Genomic DNA, 23,152 nt, shown 5'->3' on the forward strand with positions numbered 1-23,152 from the left:
TTTCATTTTATACTAAATAGTTATTGTGATGAATCTTTCGGCGGTTTAATTACTGCAGCAAAAATTGCTGTGAAAATCGTGAACAATACTGCCATGATAATTGGATTCACTACATTTAAGCTGTCTCCACCTACTAGGCTATTAAGTACAAAGTTAACCATTTGCATTAATAATAATGCCCAAAAGAATGTTACGAGGTGTTTCATGTCATTCTACCTCCACTTTAATTATATATATTTTATTTTAAGTGAAAGTTAGAAATTTGTATAGTAACATCTCATATATTTTGACCATATTATACAGTTTAAATAAATGATTTTATCTGAATGGCTATTCTAAATTAAGCGCATTAAAACCAATTTCATACTGAAATTTGACGATAATAAAGCATTAAAATTTTATTAACTAGTCAATATTCCTACCTCTGACTTGAGTTTAAAAAGTAATCTATGTTAAATTAATACCTGGTATTAAAAATTTTATTAAGAAGGTGTTCAACTATGAACGTGGGTATTAAAGGTTTTGGTGCATATGCGCCAGAAAAGATTATTGACAATGCCTATTTTGAGCAATTTTTAGATACATCTGATGAATGGATTTCTAAGATGACTGGAATTAAAGAAAGACATTGGGCAGATGATGATCAAGATACTTCAGATTTAGCATATGAAGCAAGTTTAAAAGCAATCGCTGACGCTGGTATTCAGCCCGAAGATATAGATATGATAATTGTTGCCACAGCAACTGGAGATATGCCATTTCCAACTGTCGCAAATATGTTGCAAGAACGTTTAGGGACGGGCAAAGTTGCCTCTATGGATCAACTTGCAGCATGTTCTGGATTTATGTATTCAATGATTACAGCTAAACAATATGTTCAATCTGGAGATTATCATAACATTTTAGTTGTCGGTGCAGATAAATTATCTAAAATAACAGATTTAACTGACCGTTCTACTGCAGTTCTATTTGGAGATGGTGCAGGTGCGGTTATCATCGGTGAAGTTTCAGATGGCAGAGGTATTATAAGTTATGAAATGGGTTCTGATGGCACAGGTGGTAAACATTTATATTTAGATAAAGATACTGGTAAACTGAAAATGAATGGTCGAGAAGTATTTAAATTTGCTGTTAGAATTATGGGTGATGCATCAACACGTGTAGTTGAAAAAGCGAATTTAACATCAGATGATATAGATTTATTTATTCCTCATCAAGCTAATATTAGAATTATGGAATCAGCTAGAGAACGCTTAGGTATTTCAAAAGACAAAATGAGTGTTTCTGTAAATAAATATGGAAATACTTCAGCTGCGTCAATACCTTTAAGTATCGATCAAGAATTAAAAAATGGTAAAATCAAAGATGATGATACAATTGTTCTTGTCGGATTCGGTGGCGGCCTAACTTGGGGCGCAATGACAATAAAATGGGGAAAATAGGAGGATAACGAATGAGTCAAAATAAAAGAGTAGTTATTACAGGTATGGGAGCCCTTTCTCCAATCGGTAATGATGTCAAAACAACATGGGAGAATGCTCTAAAAGGCGTAAATGGTATCGATAAAATTACACGTATCGATACTGAACCTTATAGCGTTCACTTAGCAGGAGAACTTAAAAACTTTAATATTGAAGATCATATCGACAAAAAAGAAGCGCGTCGTATGGATAGATTTACTCAATATGCAATTGTAGCAGCTAGAGAGGCTGTTAAAGATGCGCAATTAGATATCAATGAAAATACTGCAGATCGAATCGGTGTATGGATTGGTTCTGGTATCGGTGGTATGGAAACATTTGAAATTGCACATAAACAATTAATGGATAAAGGCCCAAGACGTGTGAGTCCATTTTTCGTACCAATGTTAATTCCTGATATGGCAACTGGGCAAGTATCAATTGACTTAGGTGCAAAAGGACCAAATGGTGCAACAGTTACAGCATGTGCAACAGGTACAAATTCAATCGGAGAAGCATTTAAAATTGTGCAACGCGGTGATGCAGATGCAATGATTACTGGTGGTACAGAAGCACCAATTACTCATATGGCAATTGCTGGTTTCAGTGCAAGTCGAGCGCTTTCTACAAATGATGACATTGAAACAGCATGTCGTCCATTCCAAGAAGGTAGAGATGGTTTTGTTATGGGTGAAGGTGCTGGTATTTTAGTAATTGAATCTTTAGAATCAGCACAAGCTCGAGGTGCCAATATTTATGCTGAGATAGTTGGCTATGGTACTACAGGTGATGCTTATCATATTACAGCGCCAGCTCCAGAAGGTGAAGGTGGTTCTAGAGCAATGCAAGCAGCTATGGATGATGCTGGTATTGAACCTAAAGATGTACAATACTTAAATGCCCATGGTACAAGTACTCCTGTTGGTGACTTAAATGAAGTTAAAGCTATTAAAAATACATTTGGTGAAGCAGCTAAACACTTAAAAGTTAGCTCAACAAAATCAATGACTGGTCACTTACTTGGTGCAACAGGTGGAATTGAAGCAATCTTCTCAGCGCTTTCAATTAAAGACTCTAAAGTCGCACCGACAATTCATGCGGTAACACCAGATCCAGAATGTGATTTGGATATTGTTCCAAATGAAGCGCAAGACCTTGATATTACTTATGCAATGAGTAATAGCTTAGGATTCGGTGGACATAACGCAGTATTAGTATTCAAGAAATTTGAAGCATAACTATAAAAATCTTCAGTAACGTTGTTTTAGTTACTGAAGATTTTTTCAGTTTCTTTATACTAAGATGAGCGACAGCACAATCGTCATAATAAAATATAAAATATTTATTAATAATAAGGGGATTATCCATGTAGAAACAAAGTAATGCTCTTTTTTTACCTCTTGTGGGTTGAAAAATGGATCATCAGAGATAGACTTCTTCTTTTTCGAAGATGACATTTGATACTTTAATCTTCTAAAACCATAACTTGTCGCATCAAAAATGCCTTCTTGTACAAGTAAAATCAAAAATATGCTAATAAAAATAATTAATGAAACATAAAACAATATATTTAAATATGTAATGATAGTATGGCTATTAAAAAGCCATATAATAAACGTTAATATTGGCGTTATTAGTGCCATTCCAAGCCATTTTTTCAACATTTGATCACTCCCACTTATAGAAAACTCTTACGCATAGTTTACATTAAAATCAGACATTGAGGAATGATTTTTTAATTTCTTCAGCTTTATTGAAATTCTAAAATCAATCATTCTTCATTAGTTTAAAGCAAAAAAATATTGATATATAGTAAATATTGTATATATAATATTAGTTAAGATTTCAGAAAATTTTGAAGGGAATGGAAATTTAGAAATCGGAATTTGTTAGAGGAGGGGATTAGATGGGGAAATATATTTTCAAACGATTTATTTATATGCTTATTTCTTTATTTATTATTATTACAATTACATTTTTCTTAATGAAATTAATGCCAGGTTCGCCATTTAACGATGCTAAATTAAATGCTGAACAAAAAGAAATTTTAAATGAAAAATATGGATTAAATGATCCTGTAGCTACGCAGTATTTACATTATTTAAAAAATGTTGTTACAGGCGATTTTGGTAATTCATTCCAGTATCATAATCAACCTGTGTGGGATTTGATTAAACCGAGACTACTACCTTCTTTTGAAATGGGTCTTACAGCAATGTTCATCGGTGTGATACTGGGACTTATTTTAGGTGTTGCAGCAGCTACTAAACAAAATTCTTGGGTTGACTATACAACTACAGTTATTTCAGTTATTGCAGTATCTGTACCATCTTTTGTACTTGCTGTACTTTTACAATATGTATTTGCAGTTAAATTAAGATGGTTCCCAGTAGCTGGATGGGAAGGTTTTTCGACCGCGATATTACCGTCACTTGCATTATCTGCAGCTGTTTTAGCAACTGTCGCCAGATACATAAGAGCAGAGATGATAGAGGTATTAAGTTCAGACTATATTTTATTAGCGAGAGCTAAAGGTAATTCGACAATGCGTGTACTTTTTGGACATGCACTTAGAAATGCTTTAATTCCAATTATTACAATTATCGTTCCCATGTTAGCAAGTATTTTAACAGGCACTTTAACAATTGAAAATATTTTTGGAGTTCCTGGATTAGGGGATCAATTCGTACGTTCAATTACAACAAATGATTTCTCAGTAATCATGGCAATCACACTATTATTTAGCACACTGTTTATCGTTTCTATTTTTATTGTAGATATTTTGTACGGTGTGATAGATCCACGAATTCGTGTTCAAGGAGGTAAAAAATAATGGCTGAAAATAAAAACAATTTGTCGATTAACGACGATCATTCTAATGCAGCTATGACGCATACCTCTGACGCTATCGCATCATCTGATTTTATTATTAGAGAATTAGATTTGAATCAGGAACCTGAAATGCAACGAGAAAGCAAAAACTTTTGGCAAGATGCTTGGGCTCAGTTAAAACGAAATAAGTTAGCTGTTGTCGGTATGATAGGTTTAATTATCATTGTAATATTTGCTTTTATCGGTCCAGTTATAAATAAACATGATTATGCTGAACAAAATGTAGAACATAGAAATCTTCCGGCAAAAATACCTGTATTAGACAAAGTTCCATTTTTACCTTTTGATGGTAAAGATGCAGATGGCAAGGATGCTTATAAAGCAGCAAATGCTAAAGAAAATTATTGGTTTGGTACTGATCAGTTGGGTCGAGATTTATGGACAAGAACATGGAAAGGTGCTCAAATTTCATTGTTTATCGGTGTTGTTGCAGCGATGTTAGATATTTTTATTGGTGTTGTATATGGTGCGATTTCTGGATTCTTCGGTGGACGTGTCGATACGATTATGCAACGTATACTTGAAGTCATAGCATCTATTCCGAATTTAATTGTCGTAATTTTATTTGTATTAATTTTTGAACCATCCATTTGGACAATTATATTGGCTATGTCTATCACAGGCTGGTTAGGCATGAGCAGAGTTGTACGTGGAGAATTTTTAAAATTAAAAAATCAAGAGTTTGTCATGGCTTCGAAAACATTGGGGGCTTCAAAATTCAAATTGATATTTAAGCATATTTTACCTAATACATTAGGTGCTATCGTGGTTACATCAATGTTTACAGTACCTAGTGCTATTTTCTTCGAAGCATTTTTAAGTTTCATTGGTATAGGTGTACCCGCACCTCAAACATCGTTAGGGTCATTAGTAAATGATGGGCGCGCAATGTTATTAATTTATCCACATGAATTATTTATACCAGCAATGATTTTAAGTTTATTAATTCTATTCTTTTACTTATTTAGTGATGGATTACGTGATGCATTTGATCCGAAAATGCGTAAATAAAAAGGGGGCATAGCATATGACTGAAAGAATATTAGAAGTAAATGATTTGCATGTTTCCTTTGATATTACAGCAGGGGAAGTGCAGGCAGTGAGAGGCGTAGATTTTTATTTGAACAAAGGGGAAACATTGGCAATTGTTGGTGAATCAGGTTCAGGTAAATCTGTAACAACAAAAGCAATTACAAAATTATTCCAAGGGAACACAGGAAGAATTAAAAAGGGAGAAATTTTATTTTTAGGGGAAGATTTAGCAAAAAAACCTGAAAATGAGTTGATTAAATTACGTGGCAAAGATATTTCAATGATCTTTCAAGATCCAATGACATCTTTAAACCCAACGATGCAAATTGGTAAACAAGTCATGGAACCATTAATTAAGCACAAAAATTATAGTAAAGCACAAGCTAAAAAGCGCGCATTGGAAATACTAAATCTTGTAGGTTTACCAAATGCAGAAAAAAGATTTAAAGCATATCCTCATCAATTTTCAGGTGGACAAAGGCAAAGAATTGTTATTGCAACCGCATTAGCTTGTGAACCTAAAGTGCTCATTGCTGATGAACCAACGACTGCATTAGACGTAACGATGCAGGCACAAATTTTAGATTTAATGAAAGAACTACAACAAAAAATCGATACAGCAATTATTTTTATAACGCATGATTTAGGGGTTGTTGCGAATATTGCTGATAGAGTGGCAGTTATGTATGGTGGTCAAATGGTTGAAACAGGAGATGTTAACGAAATATTTTATGATCCAAAGCATCCATATACATGGGGATTATTATCGTCAATGCCTGATTTATCAACAACAAATGACACACCATTACTAGCGATTCCTGGAGCGCCACCTGATTTATTACACCCACCTAAAGGTGATGCATTTGCGAGACGTAGTCAATATGCATTAGATATTGATTTTAAAGTAGAACCACCGTGGTTTAAAGTTTCACCGACACATTTTGTGAAATCTTGGTTATTAGACGCACGTGCACCAAAAGTTGAACTACCCGAGCTGGTAAAACAACGTATGAAACCGATGCCTAATAATTATGAAAAACCACTCAAGGTAGAAAGGGTGTCGTTCAATGAAAAATGATGAAGTGCTATTATCTATTAAAAATTTAAAGCAATATTTTAACGCAGGAAAGAAAAACGAAGTGAGAGCGATTGAAAATATTTCGTTTGATATATACAAAGGGGAAACATTAGGTTTAGTAGGAGAATCGGGGTGTGGTAAATCTACAACTGGTAAATCAATTATTAAACTTAATGATATTACAAGTGGAGAAATTTTGTATGAGGGTATTGATATACAAAAGATTCGTAAACGTAAAGATTTGCTTAAATTTAATAAAAAGATACAGATGATTTTTCAAGACCCATATGCGTCTTTAAATCCTAGGTTAAAAGTAATGGATATAGTAGCTGAAGGTATTGATATCCATCATTTAGCAACTGATAAGCGTGACCGAAAAAAACGTGTCTATGATTTACTTGAAACTGTTGGATTAAGTAAAGAACATGCCAATCGCTATCCTCATGAATTTTCAGGTGGACAACGCCAACGTATTGGAATTGCCCGTGCATTAGCCGTTGAACCAGAATTCATTATCGCGGACGAACCAATATCGGCATTGGATGTTTCAATCCAAGCTCAAGTAGTTAATTTATTATTAAAATTACAACGTGAAAGAGGGATTACGTTCCTATTTATAGCTCATGATCTATCAATGGTGAAGTATATTTCAGATCGTATTGCAGTCATGCATTTTGGGAAAATAGTTGAAATTGGACCGGCAGAAGAAATTTATCAAAATCCATTACACGATTATACTAAGTCTTTATTATCAGCCATTCCACAACCTGATCCTGAATCAGAACGCAGTCGCAAACGATTTAGTTATATTGATGATGAAGCAAATAATCATTTAAGACAATTACATGAAATTAGACCGAATCACTTTGTCTTTAGTACTGAAGAAGAAGCGGCACAACTACGAGAAAATAAATTGGTGACACAAAATTAAGGGGAAGGGGGAAATGCAATGACGAGAAAATTTAGAACACTTATTTTAATTTTGATTGCTACAATTGCATTAAGTGGTTGTGCTAATGACGATGGTATTTATTCAGATAAAGGTCAAGTATTCAGAAAAATTTTGTCATCAGACTTAACATCCCTTGATACATCATTAATAACGGATGAAATATCTTCTGAAGTGACTGCGCAAACATTCGAAGGTTTATACACATTAGGAAAAGGTGACAAACCGGTGTTAGGTGTTGCGAAAGCTTTTCCTGAAAAGAGTAAAGATGGTAAAACTTTAAAGGTTAAATTAAGAAGCGATGCTAAATGGAGCAATGGTGACAAAGTGACTGCACAAGACTTTGTTTATGCTTGGAGAAAAACAGTTGACCCTAAAACAGGTTCTGAATTTGCATACATTATGGGGGACATTAAAAATGCGAGTGATATTAGTACTGGTAAGAAACCTGTAGAGCAATTAGGTATCAAAGCATTAAATGATGAAACATTACAAATTGAATTAGAAAAGCCGGTTCCATATATTAATCAATTATTAGCACTTAATACCTTTGCACCTCAAAATGAAAAAGTTGCCAAAAAATATGGTAAAAATTACGGTACGGCAGCTGATAGAGCGGTATACAATGGTCCATTTAAAGTTGATGATTGGAAACAAGAAGATAAAACCTTACTATCTAAAAATCAGTATTATTGGGATAAAAAGAATGTAAAATTAGATAAAGTGAATTATAAAGTTATTAAAGACTTACAAGCCGGTGCATCATTGTATGATACTGAATCAGTAGATGACGCAGTTATTACTGCAGATCAAGTAAATAAATATAAAGACAACAAAGGATTAAACTTTGTGTTAACGACTGGGACATTTTTTGTAAAAATGAATGAAAAACAATATCCTGATTTTAAAAACAAAAATTTAAGATTGGCTATCGCACAAGCAATAGATAAAAAAGGATACGTTGATTCAGTGAAAAACAATGGCTCAATTCCTTCCGATACACTAACAGCCAAAGGAATTGCGAAAGCGCCTAATGGCAAAGATTATGCGAGTACCATGAATTCGCCTTTAAAATATAATCCTAAAGAAGCAAGAGCACACTGGGACAAAGCTAAAAAAGAGTTAGGTAAAAATGAAGTGACATTTTCAATGAACACAGAAGATACACCAGATGCAAAAATATCTGCTGAATATATCAAATCGCAAGTTGAGAAAAATTTACCAGGAGTTACTTTGAAAATTAAGCAATTACCGTTTAAACAAAGAGTATCACTAGAACTGAGTAACAATTTTGAAGCATCACTTAGTGGTTGGTCTGCAGATTACCCTGATCCTATGGCTTATTTAGAAACAATGACCACAGGTAGCGCACAAAATAATACAGACTGGGGTAATAAAGAATATGATCAATTACTTAAAGTAGCAAGAACCAAATTGGCACTTCAACCGAACGAACGATATGAAAACTTGAAAAAAGCAGAAGAAATGTTCCTAGGAGATGCACCGGTAGCACCAATTTATCAAAAAGGTGTTGCACATTTAACAAATCCTCAAGTAAAAGGATTAATTTACCATAAATTTGGTCCAAATAACTCACTTAAACATGTATATATTGATAAATCGATAGATAAAGAAACAGGTAAGAAGAAAAAATAATATGCTTTGTAAATTAGGCTGGAGACATATCTCCAGTCTTTTTGTGTTGGATAAAAACTTTGGGAATAAAAATTTAAAATAAGTCGTTTTTTAAATTACTGAAATTGATTAAATGCATAAATAACTGAATATTCTAAAAATAAACTTGTAATAATTTTTTCTATGAGTAAACTAAAAAGAAAAAATTAGATTGAAAGTAGGAGGCATATGTATGGGGAAGCTAATTAAATATATTTCAATACTTCTTATTGTCGTTTTAGTGTTGAGTGCTTGCGGAAAAAGCAGTAATAAAGATGAAGGAGTAAAAGATGCTACTAAAACGGAAACCTCAAAACATAAAGGTGGTACCTTAAATGTAGCATTAACAGCACCGCCAAGTGGTGTTTATTCTTCGTTATTAAATAGTACACATGCAGATTCTGTAGTTGAGGGATATTTTAACGAAAGCTTATTAGCAACTGATAAAAAAATACGTCCTAAGGCATATATTGCTTCATGGAAGGACATCGAGCCGGCTAAGAAAATAGAATTTAAAATTAAAAAAGGTATTAAATGGCATGATGGTAATGAATTGAAAATTGATGATTGGATTTATTCAATTGAAGTCTTAGCTAACAAGGACTACGAAGGTGCTTATTATCCAAGTGTAGAAAATATCCAAGGTGCGAAAGATTATCATGAAGGAAAAACTGATCATATTAGCGGATTGAAGAAAATAGATGACTACACTATGCAGGTTACATTTGATAAAAAACAAGAAAATTACTTAACAGGATTTATTACTGGACCTTTATTAAGTAAAAAATATTTATCAGATGTACCAATTAAAGATTTAGCGAAATCAGATAAAATCCGAAAATATCCTATTGGTATTGGACCGTATAAAGTTAAGAAAATCGTTCCAGGTGAGGCTGTTCAACTCGTTAAATTTGATGATTATTGGCAAGGTAAGCCTGCACTAGACAAAATCAATTTAAAAGTTATTGATCAAGCGCAAATTATTAAGGCAATGGAAAAAGGCGATATTGATGTTGCGAATGATGCTACCGGTGCAATGGCAAAAGATGCTAAGTCATCTAATGCTGGTCTCAAGGTATTATCTGCGCCAAGCTTAGACTACGGTTTAATAGGATTCGTATCTCATGATTACGATAAAAAAGCTAATAAAACTGGTAAAGTGAGACCAAAATATGAAGACAAAGAATTACGTAAAGCAATGCTTTATGCAATTGATAGAGAAAAATGGATCAAAGCGTTTTTCAATGGTTACGCTAGTGAAATCAATAGTTTTGTACCATCTATGCATTGGATAGCAGCCAATCCTAAGGACCTAAATGATTACAAATATGATCCTGAAAAAGCTAAAAAAATCTTAGATAAGTTAGGTTATAAAGATAGAGATGGTGACGGATTTAGAGAAGATCCTAAAGGTAATAAATTTGAGATTAACTTTAAACATAATTCAGGTTCTAATCCTACTTTTGAACCAAGAACTGCTGCGATAAAAGATTTCTGGGAAAAAGTTGGCTTGAAAACAAATGTGAAGTTAGTAGAATTCGGTAAATATAATGAAGACTTAGCAAATGCATCTAAAGATATGGAAGTGTACTTCAGATCATGGGCAGGAGGTACAGATCCAGATCCATCAGATTTATACCACACTGATAGACCTCAAAATGAAATGAGAACAGTTTTACCAAAATCAGATCAATATTTAGATGATGCATTAGACTTCGAAAAAGTAGGCATTGATGAAAAGAAACGTAAAGATATTTATGTTAAATGGCAAAAATATATGAATGATGAGTTACCTGGATTACCAATGTTCCAAGGTAAATCGATAACTATTGTTAACGATAAAGTACGAAACTTAGACATTGAAATTGGAACTGATCAAAGTTTATATAATTTAACTAAAGAAGCTTAGTAATGTAACCTCGACGATTTTGTCGAGGTTTACTTATATGGGGGGATGTTATGAATAATGTATTGTTAGAGGTTAAAGATTTAGAAACATCATTAAAAATAAATAATGAATGGTTAGCAACTGTTGAAAATATTTCTTTTGAATTATCTAAAGGAGAAGTTTTGGGTATAGTAGGGGAATCTGGTTGCGGTAAGTCCATATTAAGTAAGTCAATTATTAAATTATTACCAGAAAAGATATCTAAACTAAGTAATGGAGAAGTTATATTTGATGGTAAACGAATCGATACGCTCAATGAGAAGCAATTGCTAGATATTCGAGGAAATGATATTGCTATGATTTTTCAAGAACCTATGACTGCTTTAAATCCTGTATTTACCATAAAAAATCAACTTGTGGAATCTATAAAATCACATAAAAAAATTTCTAAAAAAGAAGCAAATAAATTAGCAAAAGATTTACTAAAAAAAGTTGGAATTGCTAGACAAGATGAAATATTAAATAGCTATCCTCATCAATTATCTGGTGGTATGAGACAAAGAGTAATGATTGCAATGGCCATTTCATGTTCTCCTAAATTATTAATTGCTGATGAACCTACAACAGCATTGGATGTCACGATTCAAGCGCAAATATTAGACTTATTAAAAGAATTGCAAAAGGAAACGCAAATGGCAATTATGATGATTACACATGATTTGAGTGTAGTTGCTGAGTTTTGCGATAAAGTCTTAGTTATGTATGCAGGTCAAATTGTAGAATTTGGAGGCATAAAAGAAATACTACACAATCCGAAACATCCTTATACCCAAAAATTATTATCAACAATTCCAAAACTTAAAGAAGAGCAGAAACGACTTGAAACGATAGAAGGAATTGTGCCATCAATCCAAGCATTTCACGTTAATAAGTGCAGATTTGCAAATAGATGTAACAAAAAACTGGATATTTGTAATAATCAATCTCCTAAAATGCATGTTTGTGAAGACGTCATTGTACGTTGTCATTTGTACAAAAATGAATATAAGGAGATATAAGAATGGAAAATATTTTAGAAGTCAACCAAATAAAAAAATACTACAAAATTAAAACTGGATTATTACAAAAAACTCAGTACGTTAAAGCTGTTGATGACGTATCGTTTTCAATAAAAAAAGGACAAACTTTTGGATTAGTAGGAGAATCGGGTTGTGGTAAGTCAACGTTAGGTAAAGTGATTATCAGGCTTGAAGATGCAACTTCAGGCTCAATAATTGTTAATGGTGAAGATATAACAAGATTACAAGGTAAAAAACTCAGAAAATCACGACAACAATATCAGATGATATTTCAAGATCCGTATGCATCATTGAATCCGATGCAAATGGTTGGAGATATCATTTCAGAACCTATTTTAAATTATAAAAAATTGCCAAAAGAAGAAATAAAAAAAGAAGTACTATATTTATTAAAATGTGTTGGCCTAAGTGAAGATGCATATTATAAATATGCACATGAATTTTCAGGTGGACAGAGACAAAGAGTGGGAATTGCAAGAGCATTGGCTTTGCGTCCGAGTTTAATTGTTGCTGATGAGCCTGTAAGTGCATTAGATGTATCTGTTCAATCTCAAGTACTGAATTTATTAAAAGATTTACAAGAACAATTTAACTTAAGCTATTTATTTATCGCACATGATTTAAGTGTAGTAAAACATATAAGTGATGTCATTGGAGTTATGTATTTAGGTCATATAGTTGAAATCGCATCTGATAAAGAAATTTATGAAAATCCCAAACATCCATATACAAAAGCGTTGATTTCATCAATACCACAAATTGATAAACATAATAACAATAGAATTATATTAAAAGGAGAATTACCTTCGCCAAGTAATCCGCCGCAAGGTTGTCCTTTTCATACAAGATGTCCAATTGCTCAAGATATGTGCAAAAAAAGTATGCCAGAATTAAAGGACATTGGTAATGAACATCAAGTTGCTTGTTTCTACGTAGATAAAGTAGGTGATTTAAATGATTAAATTAATACTTAAAAGATTAGGGTTAATGATCCCGTTACTAATTTTAATCTCAATAGTTGTATTTTCATTAGCAATCATACAACCAGGAGATCCATTTTCAGATCTACAAAACGGTAAAATAAAACAAGAAGCAATAAATGCACAAAGGGAAAAATTAGGTCTCAACGACTCAATACCACATCAATACATTAGATGGGTCAATCATGTTATAGACGGTGATTTAGGGGAGTCAATCAAATATAAAAGGCCGGTAATTGATGTTATTGAGGAAAGAATTCCAAATACAATATTACTCGGTGCTATGTCATTAATTATTACTTATATTATCTCATTTGCTTTAGGAATAACGTCAGGTAGATATTCTTACAGTTTGACGGATTATACTGTGCAAATATTTAATTATTTGATGTTAGCCATTCCATCTTTTATTGCGGGAGTATTTGCAATTTTTATTTTTTCTTTTGAATTACAATGGTTCCCGTTTCAAGGTTCTGTTGATATTAACCTTAAAGAAGGTACTTTTGAATATTATATGAGTAAAATATATCACACATTTTTACCTGCATTCACTTTAGGTTTATTATCTACTGCTGGTTATATTCAATATTTACGTAATGATATTATTGAAAATTCTAAAAAAGATTATGTATTGACGGCAAGGTCAAAAGGATTATCTATGAATAAAATTTATAATAAACATATATTGAGAAATTCTCTAATACCTATTATTACATTTTTAGGTGCTGATATTGTAAGTATTTTAGGTGGAGCCGTGATTACGGAGACTATCTTTTCATATAACGGTATCGGTAAATTATTTTTAGAATCGGTAATAGGCCAAGACTATCCATTAATGATGGCATTAACGTTATTTTTCTCATTTTTAGGTTTACTGGGTAATTTGATTTCTGATATTACTTATGGATTTATAGATCCAAGAATTAGAAGTAACTAGGGGGGATTAGAATGCAAAATAAGTCAAAATCGCCTTTTAAAATTGCATTTTCTAAATTTATTCATAATAAAATTGCAATGTTATCGGTTATTTTTTTATTAATCATAACTATTGTATCAATTATAGCGCCATTAATAGCTCCTTTTCCAGTGAACCAACAAGATTTATTAAATATAAAAGGTGAAATGACAGCACAAAACATTCTTGGTACAGACTCTGGTGGTAGGGATAACTTTAGTCGTTTGTTATATGCAGGTCGTATTTCATTATCCATTGGAATTACATCTACAATAGGAATGCTTTTGATTGGAATTACAGTTGGAGTGATTTCTGGTTATTTTGGAGGTATTGTTGATACATTATTAATGAGAATAACCGAATTTGTTATGTTATTTCCATTTTTAATATTTGCAATTGTATTAAATGCTGCACTTGGAGATAAAATTAAAAATCCTTATGGATCTGCCATAATTCTTGTTCTAGTTATTATCGTATTAAGTTGGGGAGGTATTGCAAGACTTGTTCGTGGTAAAGTACTTCAAGAAAAAGAAAATGAATACTTTTTGGCAGCAAAATCAATTGGTACACCCACATATAAAATTATTTTGAAACATCTTTTGCCGAATATATTAAGTGTAGTTATCGTACAAGCAACATTGTTATTTGCCGGTATGATTGTAGTGGAATCAGGATTGAGCTTTTTAGGATTCGGAATTAGTAAAGCAATACCATCTTGGGGTAATATGTTGAGTGATGCTCAAGAAGGGGATGTTATAAGTGGTAAACCGTGGATATGGATGCCACCTGCTATAATGATTACATTAACTATATTAAGTATAAACTTTGTAGGGGAAGGGATTAAAGATGCTTTTAATCCTAGAGGTAGACGTTAAATAATAAAAGAGGCACTAGTTAATTCTAGTACCTCTTTATTTTATCTCTTACGTCCTAAACCCATCGCTTTTTCCATTTTTTTGACAGTTTTAAATGAAACTTTGTGTGCTTTATCTCTACCTTGATCTAAAATATCATCAAGTTTATCTGAGTTATAGAAACTTTCGTATTTTTCTTGGAATTCTACTAAAAATGCTTTAACTATTTCAGCAAGGTCACCTTTAAATTTACCATAACCTTCGCCCTCATATTTTGCCTCAATATCTTTAATTGGCATGTCTGTTAATCCAGCGTATATTGAAATTAAATTTGTTATACCTGGCTTGTTGTCACGATCAAATTTAATAATACCATCTGAATCAGTTACTGCGCTTTTAATTTTTTTAGCTGCAACATTCGGCTCGTCTAATAATGAAATGAAGTTTTTAGCATTATCATCACTCTTACTCATTTTTCTTGTTGGGTCTTGTAAACTCATGACACGTCCACCAACTTTAGGCATACGAATTTCAGGTTTCACAAGCACATCATTATAGCGACTATTAAATCTATCTACAAGGTTACGAGTCAATTCGATATGCTGCTTTTGGTCATCTCCAACTGGAACGATATTAGTATTGTAAAGAACAATATCAGCTGCCATTAAAGGTGGATATGTTAATAGACCAGCAGGTATACCTTCAACTGCTTTCTGAGCTTTATCTTTGTATTGCGTCATACGCTCTAATTCTCCAACAGAAGCAATCGTAGTTAACATCCATCCTGCTTGTACGTGTGCAGGGACTTCAGATTGTATGAACAATGTTGCTTTGTCTGGATCTATACCAGAAGCTAAATAAATCGCTGCTAATTGTCTGGTCTGTTTACGTAATTTTAAACGATCTTGTGGCATTGTAATTGCATGTTGATCTACGATACAGAAATAACAATCATAGTCATTTTGCACATCAACAAATTGTTTTAGTGCGCCAATATAATTTCCAATAGTAGGAATTCCACTAGGTTGGATGCCTGAAAATAATGTCTCCATTTAAATGCCTACTTTCTTAGTAATATTTTAATAATTATCATTATAACAGTATTTCTTAAAAATGTAAGATGTGTTAGAATATACGTATAACTTACTACTAACAAAGGGATTAATAATCTTTTTTATAAGTGTAGAAACTTATCTGAAAAATTAGGTTTTTCTCATTTAATTTTAATGTTAGATAGTTATAATAAATAGTAACGATTAAGAATTTTAGAAAAAAATGTTTTTTCTTGATCTATAACTAAATTTTAAGCAATGAATTTTATTCATTCAAATAGGAGAGTGAGATGTATGGTAACATTATTTACTTCACCAAGTTGCACATCTTGCCGTAAAGCGAAAGCATGGTTACAAGAACATGACATTCCGTATACGGAGCGTAATATTTTTTCTGAACATTTAACAATTGATGAAATTAAGCAAATATTAAAAATGACTGAAGACGGTACTGATGAAATCATTTCTACACGTTCTAAAACATACCAAAAATTAAATGTTGATATTGATTCACTACCATTACAAGACTTATATTCAATCATTCAAGATAATCCTGGCTTATTACGTCGTCCAATTATTTTAGATAATAAACGACTACAAGTTGGTTATAATGAGGACGAGATTCGACGTTTCTTACCTAGAAAAGTTCGTACGTTCCAATTACAAGAAGCACAACGTATGGTTGACTAATAACCATTTAACTATGTGTCATACTTTACTAAAAGATATGTCAAGCAACACTATTTCTATAGTGTTGCTTTTTTGGTTTTAATTTTACAATAATTGCTTAGTATCTTTTAAATCAAATGTGCAATTGTTAATATAGCTCTATATTAGAGTGTTTTGGATGAAACATTTGCTATGATAAGGTAAAATTAAATTAAGAAAGTGCTTTAATGCTTTAACTGTATAAATCATTTAAATAGTTTTGCTACAACGAATATGTTATTATAAGTTACCAAAATATTTTAGAGAAAGAAATCAAACAAATAAATTGTATTTTGTTTGATGCTTTAATACAATGTGGATACTATTCATCGACTGTAAGGAGTGAGATGATATGAGAATAGAACGAGTAGATGATACAACTGTAAAATTGTTTATAACATATAGCGATATCGAGGCCCGTGGATTTAGTCGTGAAGATTTATGGACAAATCGCAAACGTGGCGAAGAATTCTTTTGGTCAATGATGGATGAAATTAACGAAGAAGAAGATTTTGTTGTAGAAGGTCCATTATGGATTCAAGTACATGCCTTTGAAAAAGGTGTCGAAGTCACAATTTCTAAATCTAAAAATGAAGATATGATGAATATGTCTGATGATGATGCAACTGATCAATTTGATGAACAAGTTCAAGAATTGTTAGCTCAAACATTAGAAGGTGAAGATCAATTAGAAGAATTATTCGAGCAACGAACAAAAGAAAAAGAAGCTCAAGGTTCTAAACGTCAAAAGTCTTCAGCACGTAAAAATACAAGAACAATCATTGTGAAATTTAACGATTTAGAAGATGTTATTAATTATGCATATCATAGCAATCCAATAACTACAGAGTTTGAAGATTTGTTATATATGGTTGATGGTACTTATTATTATGCTGTATATTTTGATAGTCATGTTGATCAAGAAGTCATTAATGATAGTTACAGTCAATTGCTTGAATTTGCTTATCCAACAGACAGAACAGAAGTTTATTTAAATGACTATGCTAAAATAATTATGAGTCATAACGTAACAGCTCAAGTTCGACGTTATTTTCCAGAGACAACTGAATAACGATATTAATTAAGCAACGCACTATGAAAGGAGACTCTTTGGAGTCTCTTTTTTTATTGATTTCAAAAGCTGAAAAAGTAATAGTAGTTAAACTTACGTGTAATATTTTGAGGTGAAGATATGTTAGTAGCTTTAAATGAAGAAAAGGAACGCGTATTAGCAACTACTGCATTGAGAAAGACACAATATTTTTGTCCGGTGTGTGGCAAGCAAGTTATTTTAAAGCGTGGGCTCAAAGTAATTAGTCATTTTGCACATAAACATTTAGCGGAACAAAAATGTTTTAATAATGAAACGATTAAACATTATAAAAGTAAATTGATTTTAGCACAGATGATACAGCAACAAGGATGTAAAGTAGAGATAGAGCCATTTTTAAAAGAAATAAAACAAATTCCGGATATTTTGATTAATAATAAATATGTTATTGAGCTACAGTATTCGCCAATTCCTTATAAACAGATTCTTCAACGAACGGAAGGTTTAAAGAAAATGGGATATAAAGTAAGTTGGTTATTAAATGATGTTGATTATTGTCATAATAAAGTGAAGTTCAATCATTTTCAAAGTATGTTTATTAATCCATTCACTCGAAAACTTCATACGTTCAATTTAGAGAAAAAACAAATAATGATGTTTCAACAAATACAATATTTAGGCGGGCACAAATATGTCGCTGAAAAAAGAAATGCCAAAATTAGTGAGTTGTTTAATGAGGCGCCTTGTGATTATCATGCTGTTTATAAATTATCAAAGTTCGCAATTAATCAATATATCAAATATTGTCGCTGGCAAAATTCTGTTTTAGAACCCACTTTAAGTGCAATGTATCAATTACAGTTAACTGATCAAGAAGTAGTGCACAATTATGGTTATATTTTTCCAGAGCAAATTTATATTAAAAATCATCCTATTGAGTGGCAATTACAAGTTGATTTATGGTTAAAGAATGGAAAAAGCAAATTAGTAAATGACAATCTTAATTATTTTAAACTGAAAAAATTTATTGTTGCTCTAGAAAGTAAAACAGCAATTATAGAAAAACTTATTAACAATTATTTAAATATTTGTTCAGATAAAGGTAATGACGTGCAAATTTTGTTCTAAAATGAGAAAATTATATCAATTATATTTTATTAGGAGGTTTACTACATATGAGTCAACAATTATCGAGAGAAGAACAGGAACGTAAATATCCTGAATATACATGGGACTTAACAACAATTTTCAAAGATGATGAAGCTTTTGAGGCTGCATTTAAAGAAGTTGAAAATGAGTTAGGCAAAGAAGAACAATTTAAAGGACACATTGGTGATAGTGCTGAGACATTATACAATGCGTTAGAATTAGAAGATACATTAGGTACTAAATTAGAAAAAGTATATGTATACGCGCACCTAAAACAAGACCAAGATACAACGAACGACAAGTATACTGGTATGGAGTCAAGAGCACATCAATTAATTATTAAATTTAGCTCGGCATGGAGTTTCTTAGTGCCAGAGATTTTACAAATTGATGAAGATAAAATTCAATCATTTGTAAATTCATATGATAAATTACAAAAATTCGCATTTGATTTGAAGTTGATTAATGAAAAACGTCCTCATATTTTAGATGCTGAAACTGAAAAGTTATTAACAGAAGCGCAGGACGCGTTATCAACGCCATCAAATGTATACGGTATGTTTAGCAACGCTGATTTAGTATTTGAAGATGCGATAGATAAAGATGGAAATGCACACCCGTTAACACAAGGTACATTTATTAAGTATTTAGAAACAGATGATCGCAAACTAAGAGAAAGTGCTTTTAGAAATGTATATAAAGCATATGGTGCTCATAATAATACGCTTGGCGCTACGCTAGCAGGTGAAGTGAAGAAAAATGTATTTAATGCTCGTACACACAATTACAAAACTGCAAGAGAAAAAGCATTGAGTAATAATCATATTCCAGAAAATGTATATGACAATCTAGTAAAAACTGTACATAAATATTTACCATTGCTACATAGATATACTGAATTGCGCAAAGAATTGCTAGGTTTAGATGACTTGAAAATGTATGATTTATATACACCATTAATTAAAGATATTAAGTTTGAAATGCCTTATGAAGAAGCTAAAGAGTGGATGTTAAAAGCATTAGAACCAATGGGTGAAGAATATTTAAATGTAGTTAAAGAAGGCTTAAACAATCGTTGGGTCGATGTCTATGAGAATAAAGGTAAACGTTCAGGTGGCTATTCATCAGGTGCACATTTAACTAATCCATTTATTCTACTTAACTGGTCTAATACTATTTCAGACTTATACACATTAGTTCATGAATTTGGGCATTCAGCACATAGTTACTTCAGTAGAAAATTCCAACCGTCAAATTCTAGTGACTACACTATTTTTGTCGCTGAAGTTGCATCAACTTGTAACGAAGCACTTTTAAGTGATTATATGGATAAACATCTTGATGATGAAAAACGCTTATTATTATTAAACCAAGAATTAGAACGTTTCAGAGCTACATTATTCCGACAAACAATGTTCGCAGAATTTGAGCATAAAATTCATGCAATTGAAGAAGCAGGTGAACCATTAACGCCAACTAGAATGAATGAAGAATATGCCAAATTAAATAAATTATACTTCGGTGATTCTGTAGAAACTGATGAAGATATTAGTAAGGAATGGTCACGTATTCCACACTTCTATATGAATTATTATGTATATCAATACGCAACTGGTTACAGTGCAGCTCAAAGCTTAAGTCATCAAATTTTAACAGAAGGTAAGCCAGCAGTAGATAGATATATTAATGAATTCTTGAAAAAAGGTAGCTCAAATTATCCAATTGAGATATTAAAAAATGCTGGTGTAGATATGACAACACCTGAACCAATTGAACAAGCTTGTGAAGTTTTTGAACAAAAATTGAACGCTTTTGAAAAATTAATGAAAGCTTAGTACTATTGTATTCGCTTACATTATGAACAGATTGTGACAATTTAAATTAAGTACTATTAAAAGGTTGAAATGGTAGAGATAGCATGTTATATTATGAACATGAAATTAATCACATAACAAACATACCCCTTTGTTTGAAGTGAAAAATTTCTCCCATCCCCTTTGTTTAGCGTCGTGTATTCAGACACGACGTTTTTTTATGTTCTTTTTTAATAAGAGGGAAGTGAAGTTGTATAAAAATGTATTAAATATGCACTTTTTATACATTAACGATTCATATATGTCTATTATGTACCAAATTTATAATTTGTATAATTTTCGAACTGGTTAAATTCGAAAAATATCACTAATATATTTAGATCGATGTGTAACATTACGTTCTAATAATTTAATGTTGCAAAATTAAGAGTCAGTAAAAAGACCTCGTTACATTTATGGTGTACGAGGTCTTTAATTTATTTATTTTGATTTGATTTTAGGCATTTTAGATTTCCAGAAATCGCCATCTGGATATTTAAGTTTTTCAATTTTTTGTTGAATGGCTAACTTCTTTAACTCTTTGTTTAAAAGTTTTTCTGGCCATTCATAAATAGTAAGTAATTCTTCCATCGTTACAAGTTGTTGTTGCTGTATATAAGTTTCTAATTTAGGAGGAAGATTCTTTTCGATAGATTTACCCATCAATTCATTAATTATATAAGTATAGATGTGATATGGGTATAATCCTTCGACTTTTAAACCTTCTTCATGAACATCTTCACTAAAGAAAACGAGAGAAGGGGCTTGTTCGATTTCCATTTCTCTTGCAATATGCAAATCAATTTTCAAGCTTTCGGTTAGTTTACTTTTTTGTAAGTCGTCTTTAAATACTTCTAAATCAATACCTGCATTTTGAATACAGTCACAAATCATTGATTCTGTAATAATATCTCTTTTAGGTATGATTTCATTTTGCATTAAATGTATAAATCGTTCGGCACGTACACGACCTTGTAACTCAGCTGCTTTATAAGCTAGGGCGATGTTATCAAAGTTGGATGTACTTTGAGCTTGGCATTTCGTTAATACTTTTAACGAAGGATTTAATATATGTCTGATACGTATATATTGATTATATTCAATTCTTAATTTGGATAAGATTGCTGATAATTTGAAGCAATCGGAGCTAAATGGATCGAAAAATGAATAAATTTCGATTTTACTTACAGGTGATAGATTGATATCTTCACGACTCTTATTTTCCATTATTCGTAATTCTCCAGCCATGTTTATTCACCTACAATTAATTTTAGGAATTCACCATATGATTAGCAGTTAATCTTAAGCGCTCAAATAAATAATCTCCAACACCTTGTGGAAACGCAGCGCGATTAATTGCTGTCTGCATATTTTCTAACCATGCATCTCTTTCAAATTCAGTGATTGTAAAATCTATATGTCTTTTTCTTAGCATAGGATGTCCGTGTTCTTCGGTATAAATGTTTGGACCGCCCAAAAACTGTGTTAAAAATTGTTTTTGTTTACGACTTGTTTCTGCAAAATCTCCTGGAAACAGGTGATTAAGTCGTTCATCTTTTTCTACAAGGGTGTAAAAATAATCAATCATATCGTATAACGCTTCTTTACCAATGATGTCATATGGTGTTGTTGTCATTTAATCACCCATTTTCAAAAATTTACTGTTACGAACTTAAGTTAATATATAACTAATATAACATGATTTTAAACATTTGAAAGAAATATGCATATTTGCCAATTTAATTTATATTGTTTGAAAGTGTTTCTTTTTTCTTGAAAAAACGTTGAACTTTATTTAAAGGTTGATGATGTTCGAGGTTTAGTTCGTTTAATAAAGATTGGAACTTTTGTAAACCTTGATTATAGTCTTTAACTTCGAACTCTAACTCATAATCCGTAGTATCGAAATACTCACTTTTATCTAAAACCAGTAAATCACCTTTATATTTAGTTTCTTGGCGATATGTCGTTAATGCACCAAGTATTGATAAAGTTGTATCTTTTACACCAAACTGTTCAACTATAATTTGACGAATGTCATCTGGAAGATTGTCGTTTGAAATAATCAAGTTCATCTCTGGTTTAATGTCGACGATATAGTTGTATTCTAATAGACCAACCTTTGCTGGTGTCTTTAAAGTCATTTCATATTGATTGTCTTTAACTCTTATGCGTAGTGCAGAGCGATGTTCCTTTAATTTGAAATCGGGTGTATCAATATAGTAATTGACTTGCTTAAAAAGCACACTGTCTTTAAAATATTTCTCTTGCAATTTATTATAGATTGATGCAGTTATCATTTGTTTAAATTCTATTTCATGATTTGTTGCCATGATATGTATACACCTCGTATCAAATTCAATTTATCTTAACTATATTATGAATGACAAAGTTGAATTTTAAAAGTAATTTCCTTTATCTATTATCAATGTTAATTTGACCATTAAAAATAGTGTTCGTAAGTGTTTTGTATTATTGAATTGTGTTAAAATGTTATG

The 23,152-nt window shown here is 31.7% G+C and carries 22 protein-coding genes; 16 read left to right on the forward strand and 6 right to left on the reverse strand.

The window, feature by feature from the left end:
- Window positions 1-20: 20 nt before the first annotated feature.
- Entirely contained in the window at window positions 21-206 is a 186-nt protein-coding gene (locus tag AA076_RS04810) for a YjzD family protein (RefSeq protein WP_000682089.1), read from the reverse strand.
- A 294-nt stretch (window positions 207-500) separates the two neighbouring features.
- Here AA076_RS04810 and AA076_RS04815 point away from each other — a divergent pair, with 294 nt between their 5' ends.
- On the forward strand, window positions 501-1,442 hold the full coding sequence (locus AA076_RS04815; RefSeq protein ID WP_001100525.1) for a beta-ketoacyl-ACP synthase III: 942 nt from the start codon (window positions 501-503) through the stop codon (window positions 1,440-1,442).
- A gap of 11 nt (window positions 1,443-1,453) precedes the next feature.
- Window positions 1,454-2,698: a beta-ketoacyl-ACP synthase II gene (fabF, locus tag AA076_RS04820; RefSeq protein ID WP_000081240.1), complete on the forward strand. Its 1,245-nt coding sequence runs from the start codon at window positions 1,454-1,456 to the stop codon at window positions 2,696-2,698.
- A 54-nt stretch (window positions 2,699-2,752) separates the two neighbouring features.
- Here fabF and AA076_RS04825 read toward each other — a convergent pair whose 3' ends face one another.
- The gene (locus AA076_RS04825; RefSeq protein ID WP_000915155.1) at window positions 2,753-3,124 is read right to left on the reverse strand and encodes a DUF3899 domain-containing protein; all 372 of its coding nucleotides are present in this window, start codon (window positions 3,122-3,124) and stop codon (window positions 2,753-2,755) included.
- A gap of 242 nt (window positions 3,125-3,366) precedes the next feature.
- Here AA076_RS04825 and opp3b point away from each other — a divergent pair, with 242 nt between their 5' ends.
- From opp3b to opp4C, 10 genes are all read left to right on the forward strand, one after another.
- Window positions 3,367-4,293, forward strand: a complete 927-nt coding sequence (gene opp3b / locus AA076_RS04830; protein ID WP_002871020.1) for an oligopeptide ABC transporter permease — start codon at window positions 3,367-3,369, stop codon at window positions 4,291-4,293.
- On the forward strand, window positions 4,293-5,363 hold the full coding sequence (gene opp3C, locus AA076_RS04835; protein ID WP_000829632.1) for an oligopeptide ABC transporter permease: 1,071 nt from the start codon (window positions 4,293-4,295) through the stop codon (window positions 5,361-5,363). Before opp3b ends, opp3C begins: the two co-directional genes overlap by 1 nt.
- A gap of 16 nt (window positions 5,364-5,379) precedes the next feature.
- Window positions 5,380-6,462 carry an ABC transporter ATP-binding protein gene (locus AA076_RS04840; RefSeq protein WP_002871022.1) on the forward strand — a complete coding sequence of 361 codons (1,083 nt, stop codon included), beginning with the start codon at window positions 5,380-5,382 and terminating at the stop codon, window positions 6,460-6,462.
- Window positions 6,452-7,393 (forward strand): ABC transporter ATP-binding protein, encoded by a 942-nt coding sequence (locus AA076_RS04845; protein ID WP_000786734.1) that lies wholly within the window; start codon window positions 6,452-6,454, stop codon window positions 7,391-7,393. Before AA076_RS04840 ends, AA076_RS04845 begins: the two co-directional genes overlap by 11 nt.
- An 18-nt stretch (window positions 7,394-7,411) precedes the next feature.
- Window positions 7,412-9,067, forward strand: coding sequence for a peptide ABC transporter substrate-binding protein (locus tag AA076_RS04850; RefSeq protein WP_000197019.1), 1,656 nt, complete (start codon window positions 7,412-7,414; stop codon window positions 9,065-9,067).
- Window positions 9,068-9,278: 211 nt separating this feature from the next.
- Window positions 9,279-10,994, forward strand: coding sequence for an oligopeptide ABC transporter substrate-binding protein (gene opp4A, locus AA076_RS04855; RefSeq protein ID WP_000517186.1), 1,716 nt, complete (start codon window positions 9,279-9,281; stop codon window positions 10,992-10,994).
- A gap of 50 nt (window positions 10,995-11,044) precedes the next feature.
- Entirely contained in the window at window positions 11,045-12,031 is a 987-nt protein-coding gene (locus tag AA076_RS04860) for an ABC transporter ATP-binding protein (protein WP_001067038.1), read from the forward strand.
- A gap of 2 nt (window positions 12,032-12,033) precedes the next feature.
- Entirely contained in the window at window positions 12,034-13,014 is a 981-nt protein-coding gene (locus AA076_RS04865) for an ABC transporter ATP-binding protein (RefSeq protein ID WP_000427770.1), read from the forward strand.
- Window positions 13,007-13,969, forward strand: a complete 963-nt coding sequence (opp4B, locus tag AA076_RS04870) for an oligopeptide ABC transporter permease (RefSeq protein WP_002871025.1) — start codon at window positions 13,007-13,009, stop codon at window positions 13,967-13,969. Before AA076_RS04865 ends, opp4B begins: the two co-directional genes overlap by 8 nt.
- 11 nt (window positions 13,970-13,980) lie before the next feature.
- Complete coding sequence (gene opp4C / locus AA076_RS04875) at window positions 13,981-14,862, forward strand: oligopeptide ABC transporter permease (RefSeq protein WP_001180262.1); 882 nt, start codon at window positions 13,981-13,983, stop codon at window positions 14,860-14,862.
- A gap of 41 nt (window positions 14,863-14,903) precedes the next feature.
- On the opposite strand, the gene trpS is transcribed toward opp4C, so the two are convergent.
- Window positions 14,904-15,893 (reverse strand): tryptophan--tRNA ligase, encoded by a 990-nt coding sequence (trpS, locus tag AA076_RS04880; protein WP_000448934.1) that lies wholly within the window; start codon window positions 15,891-15,893, stop codon window positions 14,904-14,906.
- A gap of 294 nt (window positions 15,894-16,187) precedes the next feature.
- Between trpS and spxA the strand changes: the two genes are divergently transcribed.
- The 4 genes from spxA (at window position 16,188) to pepF (ending at window position 20,636) form a co-directional block, all read left to right on the forward strand.
- Window positions 16,188-16,583, forward strand: coding sequence for a transcriptional regulator SpxA (gene spxA, locus AA076_RS04885; protein WP_000258003.1), 396 nt, complete (start codon window positions 16,188-16,190; stop codon window positions 16,581-16,583).
- A gap of 370 nt (window positions 16,584-16,953) precedes the next feature.
- Window positions 16,954-17,673 carry an adaptor protein MecA gene (gene mecA, locus AA076_RS04890; RefSeq protein ID WP_001217730.1) on the forward strand — a complete coding sequence of 240 codons (720 nt, stop codon included), beginning with the start codon at window positions 16,954-16,956 and terminating at the stop codon, window positions 17,671-17,673.
- A gap of 120 nt (window positions 17,674-17,793) precedes the next feature.
- Window positions 17,794-18,780 carry a competence protein CoiA gene (locus AA076_RS04895; RefSeq protein ID WP_000959287.1) on the forward strand — a complete coding sequence of 329 codons (987 nt, stop codon included), beginning with the start codon at window positions 17,794-17,796 and terminating at the stop codon, window positions 18,778-18,780.
- Window positions 18,781-18,827: 47 nt separating this feature from the next.
- Entirely contained in the window at window positions 18,828-20,636 is a 1,809-nt protein-coding gene (pepF, locus tag AA076_RS04900; RefSeq protein ID WP_000082731.1) for an oligoendopeptidase F, read from the forward strand.
- 459 nt (window positions 20,637-21,095) lie between these two features.
- Here the strand turns inward: pepF and yjbH are convergent, their stop codons facing one another.
- From yjbH to AA076_RS04915, 3 genes are all read right to left on the reverse strand, one after another.
- A complete protein-coding gene (gene yjbH / locus AA076_RS04905) occupies window positions 21,096-21,902 on the reverse strand; it encodes a protease adaptor protein YjbH (RefSeq protein WP_002871029.1) in 807 nt (268 codons plus the stop codon).
- Window positions 21,903-21,924: 22 nt separating this feature from the next.
- Complete coding sequence (locus tag AA076_RS04910; RefSeq protein WP_000214065.1) at window positions 21,925-22,290, reverse strand: truncated hemoglobin YjbI; 366 nt, start codon at window positions 22,288-22,290, stop codon at window positions 21,925-21,927.
- 103 nt (window positions 22,291-22,393) lie between these two features.
- Window positions 22,394-22,987 (reverse strand): CYTH domain-containing protein, encoded by a 594-nt coding sequence (locus tag AA076_RS04915; protein WP_000224622.1) that lies wholly within the window; start codon window positions 22,985-22,987, stop codon window positions 22,394-22,396.
- Between the last annotated feature and the right edge of the window lie 165 nt (window positions 22,988-23,152).

This window comes from Staphylococcus aureus (genome assembly GCF_001027105.1).
In the GTDB taxonomy this organism is placed as follows: Bacteria; Bacillota; Bacilli; order Staphylococcales; family Staphylococcaceae; genus Staphylococcus; species Staphylococcus aureus.

Excerpts from the sequence above, each read along its gene's own strand:
- AA076_RS04910 (WP_000214065.1), bottom strand. The coding sequence starts at position 22,290 with ATGACAACAACACCATATGACATCATTGGTAAAGAAGCGTTATACGAT.
- AA076_RS04845 (WP_000786734.1), top strand. The coding sequence starts at position 6,452 with ATGAAAAATGATGAAGTGCTATTATCTATTAAAAATTTAAAGCAATAT.
- opp3C (WP_000829632.1), top strand. The coding sequence starts at position 4,293 with ATGGCTGAAAATAAAAACAATTTGTCGATTAACGACGATCATTCTAAT.
- AA076_RS04825 (WP_000915155.1), bottom strand. The coding sequence starts at position 3,124 with ATGTTGAAAAAATGGCTTGGAATGGCACTAATAACGCCAATATTAACG.
- yjbH (WP_002871029.1), bottom strand. The coding sequence starts at position 21,902 with ATGGCTGGAGAATTACGAATAATGGAAAATAAGAGTCGTGAAGATATC.
- opp4B (WP_002871025.1), top strand. The coding sequence starts at position 13,007 with ATGATTAAATTAATACTTAAAAGATTAGGGTTAATGATCCCGTTACTA.
- trpS (WP_000448934.1), bottom strand. The coding sequence starts at position 15,893 with ATGGAGACATTATTTTCAGGCATCCAACCTAGTGGAATTCCTACTATT.
- fabF (WP_000081240.1), top strand. The coding sequence starts at position 1,454 with ATGAGTCAAAATAAAAGAGTAGTTATTACAGGTATGGGAGCCCTTTCT.
- AA076_RS04810 (WP_000682089.1), bottom strand. The coding sequence starts at position 206 with ATGAAACACCTCGTAACATTCTTTTGGGCATTATTATTAATGCAAATG.
- AA076_RS04895 (WP_000959287.1), top strand. The coding sequence starts at position 17,794 with ATGTTAGTAGCTTTAAATGAAGAAAAGGAACGCGTATTAGCAACTACT.
- AA076_RS04840 (WP_002871022.1), top strand. The coding sequence starts at position 5,380 with ATGACTGAAAGAATATTAGAAGTAAATGATTTGCATGTTTCCTTTGAT.
- AA076_RS04850 (WP_000197019.1), top strand. The coding sequence starts at position 7,412 with ATGACGAGAAAATTTAGAACACTTATTTTAATTTTGATTGCTACAATT.
- spxA (WP_000258003.1), top strand. The coding sequence starts at position 16,188 with ATGGTAACATTATTTACTTCACCAAGTTGCACATCTTGCCGTAAAGCG.
- AA076_RS04915 (WP_000224622.1), bottom strand. The coding sequence starts at position 22,987 with ATGGCAACAAATCATGAAATAGAATTTAAACAAATGATAACTGCATCA.
- opp4C (WP_001180262.1), top strand. The coding sequence starts at position 13,981 with ATGCAAAATAAGTCAAAATCGCCTTTTAAAATTGCATTTTCTAAATTT.
- pepF (WP_000082731.1), top strand. The coding sequence starts at position 18,828 with ATGAGTCAACAATTATCGAGAGAAGAACAGGAACGTAAATATCCTGAA.
- opp3b (WP_002871020.1), top strand. The coding sequence starts at position 3,367 with ATGGGGAAATATATTTTCAAACGATTTATTTATATGCTTATTTCTTTA.
- opp4A (WP_000517186.1), top strand. The coding sequence starts at position 9,279 with ATGGGGAAGCTAATTAAATATATTTCAATACTTCTTATTGTCGTTTTA.
- AA076_RS04865 (WP_000427770.1), top strand. The coding sequence starts at position 12,034 with ATGGAAAATATTTTAGAAGTCAACCAAATAAAAAAATACTACAAAATT.
- AA076_RS04815 (WP_001100525.1), top strand. The coding sequence starts at position 501 with ATGAACGTGGGTATTAAAGGTTTTGGTGCATATGCGCCAGAAAAGATT.
- AA076_RS04860 (WP_001067038.1), top strand. The coding sequence starts at position 11,045 with ATGAATAATGTATTGTTAGAGGTTAAAGATTTAGAAACATCATTAAAA.
- mecA (WP_001217730.1), top strand. The coding sequence starts at position 16,954 with ATGAGAATAGAACGAGTAGATGATACAACTGTAAAATTGTTTATAACA.